The following is a 16,767-nucleotide window of genomic DNA, read 5'->3' as shown; positions in this document are numbered from 1 at the left end:
GTTTAAGAGTCGGATTGTTCATAAGGTTTTTTTTTAGCTAAGACTAATGTTTCCGCCGTTCGGCGCAACCGTTGTCGTTCAATTTGTCCGTCAGCCTTTATAACGTTACGCAGCTCAGTCTTAGCGGAGACAGCATCTCTTGGGCGATCCACTTTTTTCACTTGATATTTATTGCCTTCTAGTTCCACATTCACACTTTGTCGAGGTAAAACCCACCGAGAGGTCTCCTTTAGACGCAGGCCGATAGTTGTAGTTTCATGGAAACACTCGGTGGCTACGATCTGATGAAGGTCCGGTCGGCAAAGTAGCTGGATTTGCATGACTGGACGCCCCGCCTTGCCGATCCCTTGTAAGGTGGTGATACTCAGGACACCCTCATGATCACGCAATCGGTCAAGTCCTATTGCCAGTTCCTCTGGGGATTGATCGTCCACGTCGAAGTTGATTTCCATCACCTGATCTATTTTTCCTGGCACCGTATTGTTGCGGCCTCGTTCTTCATCCTTGAAAAGGAGGATCTGTACACAATTGGGCATACCCTCTAGCTGGCGACTGCCGAAGCCATATCCGGTCCCTGTCAGTACTAAGGGCTTGTTGTGCTGACAGACCGGATCTAGAGACTTAAGTATGGCTGCACCTGTGGGTGTTACCCTTTCACCTCTGATATCGTCATCCACGAGTGGTAAGCCTTCAAGCAGCCTAGCAGTGGCAGGAGCGGGTACCGGCAACAATCCATGGGCTGTCATAACGCGCCCCCCTCCCAGTGGTAGGGGGGCCGTATGTGTGGCGGTAATGTTCAGTTGATGTAATAAGAACGATGCTGAGACGATATCGATAATCGAGTCCCAGTTACCAACCTCATGGAAGGTGACCGATTCGGTTTTGACACCATGTACATACGCTTCTGCTTCTGCCAGTTGTAGGAAGATGTCTTGAGCGCGGCTTTTTATACCTTCTGGAAGTGGGGCCTTCTCCAGAAGTTTCTTGATATCTCGGTAGTGAGTGTGTCCGTGGTTTACCCGACTCTTCTCGGGCAAACGCACAATGAAGTGCTTTCCTGAAAGGTCGCCACCAGCCTCATCAAGAGAGATCCGGATTTCTGGTGGCAATGAAAGAGTGGCCAGAGTCTCCAGTAGAGGGGCGAAGAGATCAGGTCTGGCATCCAATATTGCAGCGCAGAACATATCGCCTGCGAGACCACCATGTGGGTTAATATAGAGATGCACGTTTTTGGTTTCCAGATCCATTGGATCTATAGTCTAAGCGATGGATTATTGAGTAGTCTATAATCAAATTGAACAATAGGATTCAGCGGGTATTTGGTCAACTAAGTCATCATGATTCTGTGACATTAGGCGTTTTTTGACTGCGAAGATATATAATTAACCCTTGGATGAGGGTTAAGCGGCCATAATTGCAAATATCGATCATCATGCACTGCGCAAAGTGGTATCCAGAATATGCGGAGTGGCTCAACAAAGTGCTAAAGACCACTATACTAATATGGTTAATATTTATGGAGCCATTTGTGAACAGGTGCGCTGAGACTACTTGGCTATCACGTAACATATGGGCTAATCTTGTATCTGCAGTTGATCATACATCAAAGAATATTCTATTTCTTAGCGCAGTGACTGGCTTGAGTATAAAGAAGTGAGGAAGAAAGATGAAAGAGCTTTCGCGTAGAGGTTTTTTAACAAAAGCGGGAATTCTGGTTGGGAGCAGTGCGGCCTTTCCCTTCTTGCCAAACTGGTTAAAGAAAAGACTCTCACCAATTAGTGGCGCAAATGCTGCCGTTGTCTCCAGAATCTTTGTTTCCAAGAATGGTACCCCGGTTACTAACATGCAAAGGGTGCTCGATATGGCTGGCGGTATCACCCACTTCATCGATGTAGATGATGTTGTTGTAATAAAACCGAGTTTGCAGTGGCAGAACCAAGGATACACACACACTGAAGCCACGAAGGCCCTCATAGAAATAATTCTCAACCGACCAGGAGGTTTTTCTGGAGAAATTATTGTGGCTGAGAATATTCATGGAGATGAAAGCAGCACCTCAAAGGGATGGGCTGCGTCTCCCAGTAATCGTGGGAATAACTGGCCTGACATGAATTATGATGAGCTTATATCCTGGTTTCAGGGGAATGGATTTCCCAATGTGACAGCAGCAAAAATGAATAGTAGTCTCTATCCTGTTGTTTCGGGTCCTTCTGAGGGGCAGGGATATGTAAATGTTGACTACGCTATTTCACAATCGGGCGGTGCAAACGGGAGAGTATGTCGTTTGTCATATCCAATAATCGAGTCGTCATATAGCGGAAAGCTCATCGACACAAAAAGTGGTGTTTGGTCGGGCGGGGCTTACAACGGTCAGAACGTTAAATTAATATTCCTGCCCACCCTCAACAATCATGGTGGTGCAGGAAATGAAGATTATGCAGGTGCCACCAGCGCCGTAAAATGCCATTTGGGGTTTGTGAGGGGTAATTGGAGTACTGGAGATGGAACCAAGGGTATCCATGCTACTGGCTATGATGGCTCCCCTATTTATCCAGAGGCTGTTGGTGAGTCTGTTGGAGAGTTTGTGTCGAATGTCATTCAGCCGACCCTTTATATAACAGTAGCTGAATGGTCTGGATGGGGGGGGAGGACTTGGACAGGAGGTGCAGAGCAAACTAAAACAATAGGTCTTTGTAGTGAACCGGTTGCTCTTGACTACTGGATGGCCAAATATATTCTTGGTCCAACAAATGGCGGTAGCGAGGCTTCATATCTCGACCCGTCTAATGAATGTAATTTCCGTAAAACCCTTCAGGGATGTAATGCAAAAGGGGTTGGTACAATGAATGAGGGAGAGATGCTGGTAGACATCTATGATTATGACAATCCACCCGCAAATAATCCGCCATCTCCCCCCGGTAACGTGAACGTCACATAGGTTGGGTGCAGGACAAAGGAGTTGATGCCCTACTGAGATTTAGGGTACGAGGTATCTTTGATATTTACGAATGGTTCGTCCGAGTTCATAAGATTATTTTGTGGACAATATTTGAGAGGGAGCTCTCCACCCCTGCCGTATCAATTGTTGTAATTGAAAAGTAGTGTGTCCCGGTTGTGAGATTGTTGACGGTATATTGAGTTGCTGTTCCGTCATTGATTTCCACAATCGGACTTAGATTGCTACTGGAAGCCCCGAAATAGATCCGATAACCGCTAATTTCGCTCTGGGCTAACGGACTGCCCCCATCCCTCGTAGTTGGTATCTGCCATTCAATGTGGGCTGAATTCGATATGGATTCATTTACACTGATGGCAAAGGATGCGAGTGGCGATGAGATACTTCCGTCAGTAGCGCTGATGCTGATGTTATTATAAATGCCAATATCAGCGTTGTTTGGTATGCCAGATAGGACTCCAGTGGCGGAGTTGAAGATGGCCCATTCTGGCAGATTTGCAACAGTGAAAGTCAGATTGTCGCCATCTGGGTCGGAAGCTGTAGGCGTAAATGAATAGAATTCACCCTCGGTAACGTCGGTGTTTGGGTTGCCGCTTATGCTTGGTGCCTGGTTGCTATTTAACACATTGACCGCAAACGGGCTGAGGCTGGCTGATGCGATGCCGTCAGAAACGCTGATGATGATGTTGCTATAGCTGCCGGCATCGTCAAACCCGGGGGTTCCGGAAAGTGTGCCCGTGCCGGTGTTGAAGCTGGCCCAGAGGGGCATGCCACTGACTGAAAAGGTCAGATTGTCACCATCGGGGTCACTGGCGCTGGGCGTGAAGCTGTAGGCGCTGTTCTCCACTCCTGAGAGGAGGGGGTTGCCGCCGATAGTGGGAGGTTGGTTCGTGGCAGCGACCGTGATGTTGAAGGAAGCCAATGAAGTCGTCGCGGTGCCGTCAGAAACGCTGATGATGATGTTGCTATAGCTGCCGGCATCGTCAAACCCGGGGGTTCCGGAAAGTGTGCCCGTGCCGGTGTTGAAGCTGGCCCAGAGGGGTGTGCCACTGACTGAAAAGGTCAGGTTGTCGCCATCAGGATCACTGGCGCTGGGCGTGAAGCTGTAGGCGCTGTTTTCCACTCCTGAGAGGAGGGGGTTGCCGCCGATAGTGGGAGGTTGGTTCGTGGCAGCGACCGTGATGCTGAAAGAAGCCAATGAAGTCGTCGCGATGCCGTCAGATACGCTGATGATGATGTTGTTATAGCTGCCGGCATCGTCAAACCCGGGGGTTCCGGAAAGTGTGCCCGTGCCGGTGTTGAAGCTGGCCCAGAGGGGTGTGCCACTGACTGAAAAGGTCAGGCTGTCGCCATCAGGATCACTGGCGCTGGGCGTGAAGCTGTAGGCGCTGTTCTCCGCCCCGGTAAGGAGAGGGGTGCCACCGATAGCGGGAGATCGGTTGGTGGCAGCGACCGTGACGCTGAAGGAAGCCAATGAAGTCGTCGCGATGCCGTCAGATACGCTGATGATGATGTTGTTATAGCTGCCGGCATCGTCAAACCCGGGGGTTCCGGAAAGTGTGCCCGTGCCGGTGTTGAAGCTGGCCCAGAGGGGTGTGCCACTGACTGAAAAGGTCAGGCTGTCGCCATCAGGATCACTGGCGCTGGGCGTGAAGCTGTAGGCGCTGTTCTCCGCCCCGGTAAGGAGAGGGGTGCCACCGATAGCGGGAGATCGGTTGGTGGCAGCGACCGTGACGCTGAAGGAAGCCAATGAAGTCGTCGCGATGCCGTCAGATACGCTGATGATGATGTTGTTATAGCTGCCGGCATCGTCAAACCCGGGGGTTCCGGAAAGTGTGCCCGTGCCGGTGTTGAAGCTGGCCCAGAGGGGTGTGCCACTGACTGAAAAGGTCAGGTTGTCGCCATCAGGATCACTGGCGCTGGGCGTGAAGCTGTAGGCGCTGTTTTCCACTCCTGAGAGGAGGGGGTTGCCGCCGATAGTGGGAGGTTGGTTCGTGGCAGCGACCGTGATGCTGAAAGAAGCCAATGAAGTCGTCGCGATGCCGTCAGATACGCTGATGATGATGTTGTTATAGCTGCCGGCATCGTCAAACCCGGGGGTTCCGGAAAGTGTGCCCGTGCCGGTGTTGAAGCTGGCCCAGAGGGGTGTGCCACTGACTGAAAAGGTCAGGCTGTCGCCATCAGGATCACTGGCGCTGGGCGTGAAGCTGTAGGCGCTGTTCTCCGCCCCGGTAAGGAGAGGGGTGCCACCGATAGCGGGAGATCGGTTGGTGGCAGCGACCGTGACGCTGAAGGAAGCCAATGAAGTCGTCGCGATGCCGTCAGATACGCTGATGATGATGTTGTTATAGCTGCCGGCATCGTCAAACCCGGGGGTTCCGGAAAGTGTGCCCGTGCCGGTGTTGAAGCTGGCCCAGAGGGGTGTGCCACTGACTGAAAAGGTCAGGTTGTCGCCATCAGGATCACTGGCGCTGGGCGTGAAGCTGTAGGCGCTGTTTTCCACTCCTGAGAGGAGGGGGTTGCCGCCGATAGTGGGAGGTTGGTTCGTGGCAGCGACCGTGATGCTGAAAGAAGCCAATGAAGTCGTCGCGATGCCGTCAGATACGCTGATGATGATGTTGTTATAGCTGCCGGCATCGTCAAACCCGGGGGTTCCGGAAAGTGTGCCCGTGCCGGTGTTGAAGCTGGCCCAGAGGGGTGTGCCACTGACTGAAAAGGTCAGGCTGTCGCCATCAGGATCACTGGCGCTGGGCGTGAAGCTGTAGGCGCTGTTCTCCGCCCCGGTAAGGAGAGGGGTGCCACCGATAGCGGGAGATCGGTTGGTGGCAGCGACCGTGACGCTGAAGGAAGCCAATGAAGTCGTCGCGATGCCGTCAGATACGCTGATGATGATGTTGTTATAGCTGCCGGCATCGTCAAACCCGGGGATTCCGGAAAGTGTGCCCGTGCCGGTGTTGAAGCTGGCCCAGAGGGGCATGCCACTGACTGAAAAGGTCAGATTGTCACCATCGGGGTCATTGGCGCTGGGCGTGAAGCTGTAGGCGCTGTTCTCCACTCCTGAGAGGAGGGGGTTGCCGCCGATAGTGGGAGGTTGGTTGGTGGTGGCGACCGTGATGCTGAAGGAAGCCAATGAAGTCGTCGCGGTGCCGTCAGATACGCTGATGATGATGTTGTTATAGCTGCCGGCATCGTCAAACCCGGGGGTTCCGGAAAGTGTGCCCGTGCCGGTGTTGAAGCTGGCCCAGAGGGGTGTGCCACTGACTGAAAAGGTCAGGCTGTCGCCATCAGGATCACTGGCGCTGGGCGTGAAGCTGTAGGCGCTGTTCTCTGCTCCCGTGAGGAGAGGGGTACCGCTGATGCCAGGTGGAGAGTTAACGCTGTTGGCTGCTGAGTTTATGGCGGTAAGCTCGTTATCGGTTGAGGTAACAGCCATGGAAATGCTCTGGTCCAGGCTGATGCCAGCCCCGTATGGCAGCAGTGTAGTGACAGTGGATGCCGTGGCGTTACTCGGCAGATTGGCCAGTGCTGTTGAGAGTGCAATAAGGTCTGGATTTGAATCGACAACTTGTGCGGCAGCAACAGCCCGCTGTGCCTGGATTATTATATCCTGGGTGATGAGGACGTTAGCTGTGGTTTGGGTGGTGATGGGCAGTACCACCTGTATGGCATTGTCCATTGCGTTCGTGGCATCTGCGCCATTGACCTGCAGCTCATTGCTCATGGCCTCAATCGCGACTTGGCCGGTTACGAGGTTGGCGATGGCTGCCAGGCGCGGATCCGAGTCACTGGCACCATTACCATCCAGTGATCCGTCAGTTAGATCAGCGGCGAGAATGTGCATGACCCTGTCTGTTGAGAAGTCGGTGCCGAGTAGCACCAGCGCATCGCGGGTGCGACGGATCATCTCGGCGAGGGTCTCGCTGCTCTTGATGATGTTGGCTACACTGTTTTCCTCAATGAGGACGTTGATCGGGTCGGATGTTTGGCTTGTGTCCAGGCCAAAGTTCATCTTAGTGAGTACCGTGGATTTTGCTGCAGCGAGATTAACGTCTGTCAAACCGCTGGGCATCACCTTGGCTATCTCGACGATCAATGTGGAATGAGGATTCAGGTTGGCCCGGTTGGCTGAAAGGTTAGGGACGATCGAAAATAGGGTAAGGTCTGGGGTATCTCCAGTGACTAAATCGATGCCACCGGTGGCTTCGATGGTTAGAGGGAAGTCGCTTGGCTGTATGCTGATATCAAAGGAATAATTCGCCTGCTGGTCACTGACGGTGGTTGCAAGCAGTAAATCTGCAGCATTCTTCAGGGTAATTGTTGCGCCTGTTATGGGACCGTCGCCCACGCTGCCGCCGAAGGTGAATCTTTGGGAATCGGAAGGCGTGTCATCGACACTGTCAGTGTTGCCACCACCGCAAGCAGAGAGAACGATACTGAGTATCAGAATGGTGACTAGAGTGCGAAAGGTTTTCATGGGTGTCAGTCTTTATGAGGTATTCATTGCTATAGGATAACGACTGGGGCGGTGAAAACTTTAAATTACCTCACATTTTTACGACAAAGTGATATAAGGAAGAGATGTGTTGTTGTCTTCCCAATTCGGTGAGGATCTACGCGGATGACTTATGCCGTAGATTCATATTTTAAAGTAGGTCGTAATGCTAGCGGCCAATTGTATCCCAATCTTGCATTATAGCGCATTTCCATTGAAATACTGAACAAAAACATTATGGTTGATTAGGAAAAAAAGTACTTGTCAGGTTTTATTGCGCGGCACGTGCACAATCGTCATTGTGTCCGCGATAGGAGGTGATTGAAGCCTGATAAGTCACAAACGACAGGACACGCTATGAGTAACGTTGCCGCTATTTACGACCCTGCGACCAGGTTACAACAAGTCCGCTCATGTCGAGTCATGGCCTGATCGTCAGACCGTTGACGCCAGCGATTTAGAATTTTCAGCAGCCTTGCGAAATTGACCCTCACTAGAAGGCACAGTCCTAATTTCCTTACCCCTCAACAGGCTCCGGCAAAACAATCGGCTTTAACCACTCCTCTGACAGGCTGAGGGGGGCTTCTCCCAACCGGTGGGAGTAGATGACTGTGTATGCCAGTACGCGTTTCAAATACTCTCGGGTCTCCCGAAATGGAACTGTCTCGATCCAGACGTCGGATGGCTGTGATTCTTTTGGCAGCCACTTCATTACGCGCCAGGGGCCTGCATTGTAAGCAGCGGTAGCCAGTACCGGGTTGTTCTGCAGTTTCTGATAGACGCTCTCCAGATAGCTGGTGCCCAGTTTGATATTGATTCCGGGTTTCAGAAGATCCCGGGTTTTGAATGGACCGTGCCGGGTGCTTGTCGCTACATCGCGGGCAGTGCGGGGCATTAGCTGCATCAGACCCATGGCGCCGGCACTGGAACGGGCATCGGTAATGAAGGCACTCTCCTGACGCAAAATGGCGTAGATCCAGGCGTGGTCGATATCGAGACTCTTGGCCTGTCGGTCGATCAGCGTCCTGTGGGTGAGGGGGAAACGGAGTTCCAGATCATTCCAGTGACGGATCTTTGCCAAGGTGATAATGGCCTGAGAAGGCCAGTCCCATTGCTGTGCCAGGCGGGCTGCGCCCTTGAGTTCTTCGGTGCTGCGGTTACTCAGTGCCCAGTTCCACTCACGACGTGCGTCGATGGGCCTGTGAAGAATTTTCAGCTCTCTCGCCCGCTGCATGCCGGGTTGACTGGCAATGCGATCCACTAGGTCGTCGGTGACATCAATGGCTGCATGAGCCATGGTGAAGCGGGTGCCCAGACGGTTGGTTGCCATGAATCCGTAGTAGCTGCGGTTCTTCGCCAGTGTTTCGAGCAGTTGGTTGCCTTTCTCTTGCTGGCCAAGTTGTAACAGCGCCCTGGCACGCCAGTACCGCCAGCGCTCTTTTGCTCTGTCTGACTCGGAGAGGTCGGCAATGGTGGCGAGTACCCGTTCCCAATCCTGGGACTCCAGGGCCTGACGGAACTGCTTGTCGGAGAGATTTGGATCCAGCCGCAGGTGCTTCGGCACAACCTGTTCGATTATGCGGGAAAATGTCTCCCCTGATGTGTCCAGCAGATTGCCGGCAAGGGTGCGACCCACGGTGAGTTTTTGAGCATCTGTGAATTGCCCCCGCAGTTGCAACGATTGCCAAAATTCGAAGGCTTTTTCAGGGCTTTTGCGAGCCAGTCGCCTGACCCCGTGAACCAGAATCTCGTCCCGCATGGGATGGTTTTTCTGCAGACGCTGATTCTGCATAAGCTTTTGTGGATGACGATGAATGTCGATCCAGAGGCTGACCCAGTTACCCTCGCTGTTCGGCAGAAAACGTTTGAGATATCTTGCCAGACGGATCTGCCTGGCCTGCATGGCGAGGCCGATCCGCTGCCATACCATCGTGTCGGTTAATTCACCGGCATCATTCCACACCTTGAACACCGGATCACAGGCCTTTGGACGGGAACGGCCGCTAAGCCAGACAGGTTCGATCTGAGTAAACGCGTGTTGCTGCTGGCCGGTTTCGATCAATGCCCACAGGCGGTGGCACTGGCGTTTTATACTTCCCCCCGGTTTGGCAAAATCGAGATAGGTTTTCCAGCGATGCTTGTTTGCCAACAAGTCCAGCCAGTTGTTACGCAGTCTGCTGCTAAGCGGCGTATCGGCGTACTTGTCTATGAATGTCCGGATGGTTTGGGCATCCTGCCGCGCCAAATGCCGGGTAATCTCCTGGTATTCAAGATAGGGCAGCAGGGGATAGGCCTGCAGTTGATGCTTGAGTGCCTGGTATTTTTTCAACTGATCCTTTTTCAGAGCCTGTTCGGCGTCGAGAAACTGTTGTCTCGCAGCCTTGTTTTCCGGAAGGTCAGTGACAGTGGCTTGGACGGGGCTGAACCAGAGTGGCAGCAGATAGAGAGCCGCGCATAACCATTGAATGAAACGCGGTGGACGCCAGGTTTTAGGTCGAATTGTTTGAGGCATGTTCCGCTGCACCATCTCTTTATCCTTTATTCCTCCAATCATAGCATTTGCCACCTGAGAGGGAAGCAAATGGGTGATTGCCGGCTAGTGCTCCTCAAGAAGGGGTGCGAGAATGATCCAGCAATTCGATCCAGTGCTTTACAGGAACCCTGGATTCAGCCTGCAGGTGATTCAGGCAGCCAATATTGGCGGTGGCGATGAGTGTTGGCTCACCTGCCTGAAGATTGCGGAGTTTGTTGCGTCTGAGTCTATCGGATAAGTCTGGCTGCAACAGGGAGTAAGTGCCCGCAGAGCCGCAGCACAGATGGGCATCATCGACAGTTGTGAGGGTATATCCAAGGCCCAGAAGCAGTCGTTCAACGACACCTTGCATGCCCAGTCCGTGTTGCTGGGTGCAGGGGGAGTGGAATGCGATGGCTGGATGCTGTGTGGAATCCAATGAGAGTTGACTGAGGTCTTCATTCAGCAGCACTTCCGCTATGTCCTTGGTGGCAGCAGCGATTATTGCGGCTTTTTCCGCATATTCAGCATCGTCACTCAGGAGCTGCGGGTACTCCTTGACTGTCTGCCCGCACCCGCTGGCAGTGATAACCAGCGCTTCGGCTTCGGTTTTCAACAGGGGCAACCAGGCATCGATGTTGCGGCGCGCAAAACGTTTGGCTGCATCGTTCGCACCCAGGTGCAGGTTGACTGCGCCGCAGCATTCCGCTTCCGGCACCCTGACCAGACTGATGCCCAGCCGGTCCAGCACTCGCGCTGTGCTGAAGTTAATGACCGGGGCCAGCGAAGGCTGAACGCAGCCGTCCAGTACGAGCATGCGGCGTTGGTGCCGTGCCTCGGGCCAATGGCCAGTCTTTTGTTTGGCTGGAATGGTGTACCGCAGACGCTTCGGCAGCAGCTTTTTTATCGGTCGGGCAAGTTTCAGTAGCGCGCCAAATCGTTCAGGGTAGGGTAGTGTCTTGATGAGTAATTTATGACGTAGTCTGTCCAGGCCGGTCCGGGGTTTGGTTCGTTCCAGGTGTTCCCGTCCTATCTCCAGCAGGCGGCTGTAGTTGACGCCTGAGGGGCAGGTGGTCTCACAAGAGCGGCAGGAGAGGCAGCGGTCGAGGTGCTGTTGTAGACTGTCAGTGGGAGTCGTACCCTCGAGCAGCTGCTTGATCTGATAGATGCGTCCCCGCGGTCCGTCCAGTTCATCTCCCAGCAGTTGGTAGGTGGGGCAGGTAGCGGTGCAGAATCCGCAATGTACGCAGCTGCGCAGGATCTGCTCCGCTTCCCGGCCATTGGCAGATTCAAGTGTCTGGGGGGTGAGTCTGGTTTGCATTTAGTGAGGTCAAAGGGGAAAACGCCTATTCTGCGGATGATTGAGATCAAAACCAACTATTTTACCGATATACCCTGTGAATTCGACGGGAGTATCCCGAGCTGAGGGTGATATAAAACAGATGCGTCTAACCGACTGGTTGAGATATACAGGTTGGATCTCCCCCGCCCGGCGTCTGGAGTGGTTCCCTCCATATCGAAGTATGGGGGTCAAAGTGTTGGCCCTGGAAAACGGTTGGCGCAAAGTCCGGCTTCTGCTGCCGCTGAATCGCCGAACCAGGAATCCTGGTGGCAGTATGTTTGGCGGCTCCATTGCTTTACTGGCAGATCCTATTCCTGCATTGTCCTGTAACAGGGTCTTTCCCGGCCATGCGGTTTGGACAAGGCATCTGGAAGTCGATTTTCGGCGTCCAGGTCTATTTGATCTGGAGTTGCGCTTTGACTTCGACGCGGATATCGAACAACGGATTGCGGCGGATTTAGCCCAGGGTCCGCGGAGCGATCCCATTTTTGAGTTCGGTTTCTATCTGCCGAATGGGGAGGTCTGCGCCTGGGTAACCAATCGGGTCGCTATCCGGCCGATGAATAAATCACGTAGTCGGGGAGGAGCGCTTCGCCAGCCCCGTAACAGAATCAGAGAGAAGAATGTATGAGCGATGCAAGCGATAATTTCGATATGGAACTGAGCAGCGGCATCGCCGCATTCGAAGCGAAGTACTTTGCCCGTGCATCGGAGATATTGTCACCGCTGGCCCACGCCGGCAATTACGAAGCCCAGTATCGTATGGCGATCATGGCCCAAGGCGGTTTGGGGATGGTCGTCAACGCGTTGATGGCATACAAGTACATGAAGTCTGCGGCAGAGAGCGGGCATCCCATGGCGCAACATGGGCTTGGTTTTATGTATCTCGAGGGAGAGTGTGTGGAAAAGAATCCCGCCAAGGCGGCGGTGTGGTTCCGCAAAGCAGCCGATCAGGGGCTGGCAGGTTCCCAAACTACGTTGGGTATGTTGTATACGGAGGGGCGGGGTGTCGAAAAGGACCCGGAAGAGGCGCAGCGCTGGTACAAAAAGGCTGGGTTTTAAAGGTGGAGGTCGGAGTCTGGATAGATGGGGTATCACTGCACTGAGTGTCCTGTCGCCCCGGCCCCTGTGAAGTTCTTCAGATGATGGACCAGATATTGTCGAAATCTGAGTCCTCGTCACTACTCCCTTCGGCCGACTGGTCGACCTGGTCAAGGTAACTGAACTGAAACTGGGAGATGGTGCCGGTTGTCTCGAGTAACCGTTTCAGCTTGATCTTGCGATTATTGCTGCCGTCATCCAGCTTCATTTTGTTACCCACATTGAATGGGTAGGATGGGCCGATAAAACTGGCGGGTTGACCCGACGTGCCAACCTCCGGTAATAGCAGGCATTCGTGGGTCAGGGCATTCGGGAGATTCTCCCTTTGTGCTTCCACCGCCACGGCATTGGGTGCAATCATCTGCAGTCCAACCTGCAATGAATTTTTTTGCGTGTTCCGGATCCAGCGTACGATGCCGACTCCAAACTGACCGTTGGCGGAGGCTGACTGGATGCCGATCAACTCACCCACCTTGATTGCGGGCGTGCGAGCGCCTTGCCATGCGATACAGTACCCCCCTGCACTTTCATTGAGGGTACGAAAGGTATGGGTTTGCGCGCTGCTGTCATTGTCACGGCCATTGCCCCAGATGGGAACCGTAGGCTCCGGTTCAGATTCGTCCCGTGAACCGGGGCCAAAATCTTCAAAGCCGCTTCTTCGTATGTCGTTGCTCGGCTCAATGGGTATAAGGGTGAAAGAAGAGTCGGCATCCAACCTGTTTTCGTTTAGTTTACCTCTGGTGGGCTGCTGGCCCATCCAGTCCATATCTTCCTGCAGACGTGCCTCGACGCTGCTCTCGGGAGGTGTTCCGGGTGACTTGGTCAAATGGTAGATATCTGATAGCCCGACGGCTACCCGTAACTCGAAATTGAGTTTGGTGCGTACGAATTCGCGCTGTGGAATCGTTGTCCATAGCTGAATCAGTTGCCTCAGTAAATTCTTATTTATCTGTTCGGTACCTACTAGCGGGGCACCCTCTTTAGCAGGAGCGGATGTATCGTCAAACTGCTCCCGAAGTTTGTCGATGAGTTCACGTGTATCGAGTCTCAAACGATGTTTTTCGTTGGTTTGCCCGACCAGGGATTCGTGAGACGGCGGATAGTCACTGTCCTGCTGTACGGTGAAAACGGCCTCTGTGGGCGCTTCCTGCTGTGAATAGAGCTTGGTAAAATGATTCCACTCCAGCAGATTCCGATATACCGTAAGGTTATCCCGCTGCCGCATCTTGTAGGGAGATGCCAGGGAATAGAGCAGAATGCGCCGATAGACCTCGTCGATGGTAGAGGTTTTGATGCGCTGCTCCAAGTCATCCCTGACGGTAAGGTTGTTTACCTTGTATTTTTGTGCCAGTCGATGAAGCGTGTGCAGTTCTTTCCAGGTGTGGTGAGGGTAGGTGTCATAGATCAGAGCAGACTGTACCAGCACACCAGAGAGGTAGTTGATGCCGCGATGGATGGAGATGGCCAGCAGTTTTCGATCCACCTTCTCGGGCGATTCCCGCAGCAGATCTTCAACGACACATTTATAGGCAGTTGCAAGTTCGTTGGCGAGCTCGCGGCTTAATATCGCGATTTTATGGGATTTTTCGGAGAGGGGGAGTCCTGCGTCGATAAAGTGTTTGGCAAGATTTTCGCTGATGTAGTTGACCGGTTCCCGAAATCCCTCAATGCTAAACAGGCGGTTTTTTCCTGCGACAAGGGAGCGGTTGAACTCTACGAGCGCTTTGAAAACTTGGCGGGAGGTTTCGCCAACACTGGCAACAGGCAGTCTATCGGTCCAGGCCTTGACCTCTTTTGCACTCAAAAAGAGGGCCTTCCCTTTAGGCGGAACCTGTTCGGGAATACGGAAACCAAAGCGGCTTACTGTTGCCATTGTCGACCGTACTGATTCAGAGGGTGAAGCGACGGATGTCAGCGCTCCATGTCCAACTATCGCGAATTTAACGCCTGATTATGCCGTAATTCCTATTTACGACAGAATGATCAATCTCAATCTTCAGACACTGCGACTTCCGCGAAGTTGTCTCACTTCAGTAGCAGATTAGCGCACTGTTGTCTGTATATCGCCCACTTTAACACTTCCTTTAGCGATTTTAGAGTGTGATATCACTAAAAGATACTATAGTAGGAGTTTGATTGTAAGGGTTTTTTTGCGTCTGAGTCCGGTTTTTGTGATCTTTTGCCAAGCGGCCTTGATGATCGTGGTTACCGAATTTTGTCAGCAGAGAATGCAGGGGTTTTCCTATGATGATCAAGTTGGTCAGTTTTGTACTTTGTCCCTATGTTCAGCGGGCAGTTATCGCGCTCAGGGAGAAATCGGTCGAATATGAGGTGACCTATATCGACCTGGCCCATCCCCCCGAGTGGTTTCAGGTAATTTCCCCGCTGGGAAAAGTGCCTCTTTTGGAGGTGGAGGATCAGGTTCTGTTTGAATCTTCGGTCATTCTCGACTACCTGGACGAGGTGTTTCAGCCTCGCCTGCACCCTATGGATCCACTGCAGCGGGCACAGCACAAGGCATGGATTGAATTCGGTTCCGGATTGCTGGTTGATCAGATGGAACTGGTGTTGGCGAAAGATGAAACCACTTTTCAAGAACGGCAGGCACATCTGGAACGACAGCTGAAACGCCTGCTGGCGCCCCTTGATGCTGGCGTGTTTGATGGAGATGGGGTGTTCTCTCTGCTGGATGCGGCTTATGCACCGCTATTTATGCGCCAGAAACTGCTTGCGGAAATCAGGGTTGAGTTGGCAGGGCTACAGCCACAGCCATTGCAATCATGGAGTGATCGTCTGTTGGCAAGACCCTCAGTGAAAGGGTCGCTCGTGGATGATTTTCGGGTACGTTATATCGCATTTTTTTCCGCCAAGGGATCCTGGCTGATGCAGCAGGCCGGGGTTTAGCGTCAGCCCTAAAACCCATGACTTACCACGAAGAACACAAAGGACACGAAGAAAAATCGTTGTTGATCAATTTTTCACCTTCGCGTCCTTCATGGTAATAGCTGTGCTTTTTGACGGACTCTAATTATCCGTATGACACATTACTTGGGCTGGGACTCCTGTTTCACCAGTTCATCGACTACTTGGAACATCTTCGGATAGCTGCCGGCAAGGGTGGCGCTGGTTTTGTATTTACCGTTGATACCCACAGCGGGAACGCCATCCAGCTGAAAGCGTTGGGAGAGTTTACGTGCCTGCTGAACCTTTACGAAGACGCCGAATGAGTTCCAGGCCTCGGTAAAATTCTTGCGGTCGACGCCATGCTCTACGGCAAAGTCGATAAGTGACTGTTTGTCGAACAGTTCGCGGTGCTTGTCGTGAAGGGCTTTAAACAGGGGTACATGCAGCTTGTCCACCACGCCCAGCGCCTCGGCAGCGTAGAAGAACTGCGAGTGAACTGTCCAGCTTGGATTCAGCGGCGCGGGAACATGCCTGAACACAACGTTGTCCGGTTTTTTGACCACCCACTCCTCCATCAGCGGGTCGAGGGTGTAGCAGTGGGGGCAGCCATACCAGAAGAACTCCACCACCTCGATTTTGCCCTCAGGTGCGGCAGTGGGGACCGGTGGCTCAATTGGATCCCATCCCTCGCCCCATTCTGCGGAAACGGTTTGAAGCATGAGCAGTGCAAAAACAAAAAACAGACTTCTGATCCAGGGCATTGTTTTACCTTTGATATTTGGAGTTATTGAGTAAATTTGGGTTATTCAACATTTTTAGAGGGTGAGTCGGCACTATTGTTCCCGAATTTCAGGCGTATTGGAACGGGATTCGGTATAATTCTCGTCAGTAGCGGCTTAACGGTACCTGAACATGGGGCGACAGCAGATCGATGATTGTGTGGAGCAACTCTGCCTGAAGGGGTGTGTTGCCGTGCGCGAGGAGATCAAACTGCTGACCCAGGGCGTGGTGTTACCGGAGATCCGTGATCTGGATGAAGTTGCACGCAAAGCCGTACGCAGAGAGCTTGAAGCAATCATGGCAGTTTACGGTGATGCTTGTCCAATCGAGAGAGAATCAGATGGCTGGCAGGAAAAAACAACCACGACTGGGTAACCTGGTCTTTAAGGCACCCTCAACTATTCACGGTACTGGGCTTTTCGCCAAGGTAGATATCAACGAAGGTCAGCAGATAGGCACCTATGAAGGTCCTACTGCCAAGCGGGACGGCACCTATGTACTGTGGGTATTTGAAGAGGGCGAGGAACCGGTGGGCCGCAGCGGCCGCAACCTGCTGCGTTACCTGAACCACGAAGATGAGGGTAATGCAGAATTTGACGGTTTCGACCTCTTTGCACTCAGAGACATCAACACCGGAGATGAGATCACCTTCGATTACGGCGGTTGGGAGGAAGAGTAGT

General features: G+C 52.8%; 12 protein-coding genes. 6 read left to right on the top strand and 6 right to left on the bottom strand.

Features of this window, described 5'->3' with window-relative positions; translation table 11 throughout:
• Positions 1–2: 2 nt before the first annotated feature.
• On the bottom strand, positions 3–1,247 hold the full coding sequence (locus HPY30_03505) for a LarC family nickel insertion protein (protein QYZ65142.1): 1,245 nt from the start codon (positions 1,245–1,247) through the stop codon (positions 3–5).
• Positions 1,248–1,666: 419 nt separating this feature from the next.
• Between HPY30_03505 and HPY30_03500 the strand changes: the two genes are divergently transcribed.
• Entirely contained in the window at positions 1,667–2,938 is a 1,272-nt protein-coding gene (locus HPY30_03500) for a DUF362 domain-containing protein (protein QYZ65141.1), read from the top strand.
• Between the two features lie 85 nt (positions 2,939–3,023).
• On the opposite strand, the gene HPY30_03495 is transcribed toward HPY30_03500, so the two are convergent.
• The 3 genes from HPY30_03495 to glcF all read right to left on the bottom strand — a co-directional run bounded on the left by HPY30_03495 (position 3,024) and on the right by glcF (position 11,281).
• Complete coding sequence (locus HPY30_03495; protein ID QYZ65140.1) at positions 3,024–7,430, bottom strand: hypothetical protein; 4,407 nt, start codon at positions 7,428–7,430, stop codon at positions 3,024–3,026.
• Positions 7,431–7,965: 535 nt separating this feature from the next.
• On the bottom strand, positions 7,966–10,002 hold the full coding sequence (locus HPY30_03490; GenBank protein QYZ65139.1) for a transglycosylase SLT domain-containing protein: 2,037 nt from the start codon (positions 10,000–10,002) through the stop codon (positions 7,966–7,968).
• Positions 10,003–10,054: 52 nt separating this feature from the next.
• Positions 10,055–11,281, bottom strand: coding sequence for a glycolate oxidase subunit GlcF (glcF, locus tag HPY30_03485; protein QYZ65138.1), 1,227 nt, complete (start codon positions 11,279–11,281; stop codon positions 10,055–10,057).
• Positions 11,282–11,402: 121 nt separating this feature from the next.
• Here glcF and HPY30_03480 point away from each other — a divergent pair, with 121 nt between their 5' ends.
• Positions 11,403–11,933, top strand: a complete 531-nt coding sequence (locus HPY30_03480; GenBank protein QYZ65137.1) for a PaaI family thioesterase — start codon at positions 11,403–11,405, stop codon at positions 11,931–11,933.
• Positions 11,930–12,364 (top strand): sel1 repeat family protein, encoded by a 435-nt coding sequence (locus HPY30_03475; protein ID QYZ65136.1) that lies wholly within the window; start codon positions 11,930–11,932, stop codon positions 12,362–12,364. The genes HPY30_03480 and HPY30_03475 overlap by 4 nt, the downstream gene beginning before the upstream one ends.
• Positions 12,365–12,440: 76 nt before the next feature.
• Here the strand turns inward: HPY30_03475 and HPY30_03470 are convergent, their stop codons facing one another.
• Positions 12,441–14,276 (bottom strand): hypothetical protein, encoded by a 1,836-nt coding sequence (locus HPY30_03470; protein ID QYZ65135.1) that lies wholly within the window; start codon positions 14,274–14,276, stop codon positions 12,441–12,443.
• A gap of 371 nt (positions 14,277–14,647) precedes the next feature.
• Here HPY30_03470 and HPY30_03465 point away from each other — a divergent pair, with 371 nt between their 5' ends.
• Positions 14,648–15,307 carry a glutathione S-transferase family protein gene (locus HPY30_03465; protein QYZ65134.1) on the top strand — a complete coding sequence of 220 codons (660 nt, stop codon included), beginning with the start codon at positions 14,648–14,650 and terminating at the stop codon, positions 15,305–15,307.
• Between the two features lie 140 nt (positions 15,308–15,447).
• On the opposite strand, the gene HPY30_03460 is transcribed toward HPY30_03465, so the two are convergent.
• A complete protein-coding gene (locus tag HPY30_03460; GenBank protein ID QYZ65133.1) occupies positions 15,448–16,068 on the bottom strand; it encodes a thiol:disulfide interchange protein DsbA/DsbL in 621 nt (206 codons plus the stop codon).
• A gap of 151 nt (positions 16,069–16,219) precedes the next feature.
• On the opposite strand from HPY30_03460, the gene HPY30_03455 reads away from it, so the two are divergent.
• Complete coding sequence (locus tag HPY30_03455; protein ID QYZ65132.1) at positions 16,220–16,462, top strand: hypothetical protein; 243 nt, start codon at positions 16,220–16,222, stop codon at positions 16,460–16,462.
• Complete coding sequence (locus HPY30_03450; protein QYZ65131.1) at positions 16,428–16,766, top strand: SET domain-containing protein-lysine N-methyltransferase; 339 nt, start codon at positions 16,428–16,430, stop codon at positions 16,764–16,766. The genes HPY30_03455 and HPY30_03450 overlap by 35 nt, the downstream gene beginning before the upstream one ends.
• The last annotated feature ends 1 nt before the right edge of the window (position 16,767 follow it).

This window comes from Gammaproteobacteria bacterium (ex Lamellibrachia satsuma), assembly GCA_019623805.1.
Taxonomy (GTDB): Bacteria; Pseudomonadota; Gammaproteobacteria; order Chromatiales; family Chromatiaceae; genus QGON01.
This window is presented reverse-complemented; position numbering and strand designations above follow the sequence as displayed.

What these genes read in the sequence shown, in the direction of transcription:
- HPY30_03450 (QYZ65131.1), top strand. Translation starts at nt 16,428, where the DNA reads ATGGCTGGCAGGAAAAAACAACCACGACTGGGTAACCTGGTCTTTAAG.
- HPY30_03470 (QYZ65135.1), bottom strand. Translation starts at nt 14,276, where the DNA reads ATGGCAACAGTAAGCCGCTTTGGTTTCCGTATTCCCGAACAGGTTCCG.
- HPY30_03490 (QYZ65139.1), bottom strand. Translation starts at nt 10,002, where the DNA reads ATGATTGGAGGAATAAAGGATAAAGAGATGGTGCAGCGGAACATGCCT.
- HPY30_03455 (QYZ65132.1), top strand. Translation starts at nt 16,220, where the DNA reads ATGGGGCGACAGCAGATCGATGATTGTGTGGAGCAACTCTGCCTGAAG.
- HPY30_03500 (QYZ65141.1), top strand. Translation starts at nt 1,667, where the DNA reads ATGAAAGAGCTTTCGCGTAGAGGTTTTTTAACAAAAGCGGGAATTCTG.
- HPY30_03475 (QYZ65136.1), top strand. Translation starts at nt 11,930, where the DNA reads ATGAGCGATGCAAGCGATAATTTCGATATGGAACTGAGCAGCGGCATC.
- glcF (QYZ65138.1), bottom strand. Translation starts at nt 11,281, where the DNA reads ATGCAAACCAGACTCACCCCCCAGACACTTGAATCTGCCAATGGCCGG.
- HPY30_03460 (QYZ65133.1), bottom strand. Translation starts at nt 16,068, where the DNA reads ATGCCCTGGATCAGAAGTCTGTTTTTTGTTTTTGCACTGCTCATGCTT.
- HPY30_03480 (QYZ65137.1), top strand. Translation starts at nt 11,403, where the DNA reads ATGCGTCTAACCGACTGGTTGAGATATACAGGTTGGATCTCCCCCGCC.
- HPY30_03465 (QYZ65134.1), top strand. Translation starts at nt 14,648, where the DNA reads ATGATGATCAAGTTGGTCAGTTTTGTACTTTGTCCCTATGTTCAGCGG.
- HPY30_03495 (QYZ65140.1), bottom strand. Translation starts at nt 7,430, where the DNA reads ATGAAAACCTTTCGCACTCTAGTCACCATTCTGATACTCAGTATCGTT.
- HPY30_03505 (QYZ65142.1), bottom strand. Translation starts at nt 1,247, where the DNA reads ATGGATCTGGAAACCAAAAACGTGCATCTCTATATTAACCCACATGGT.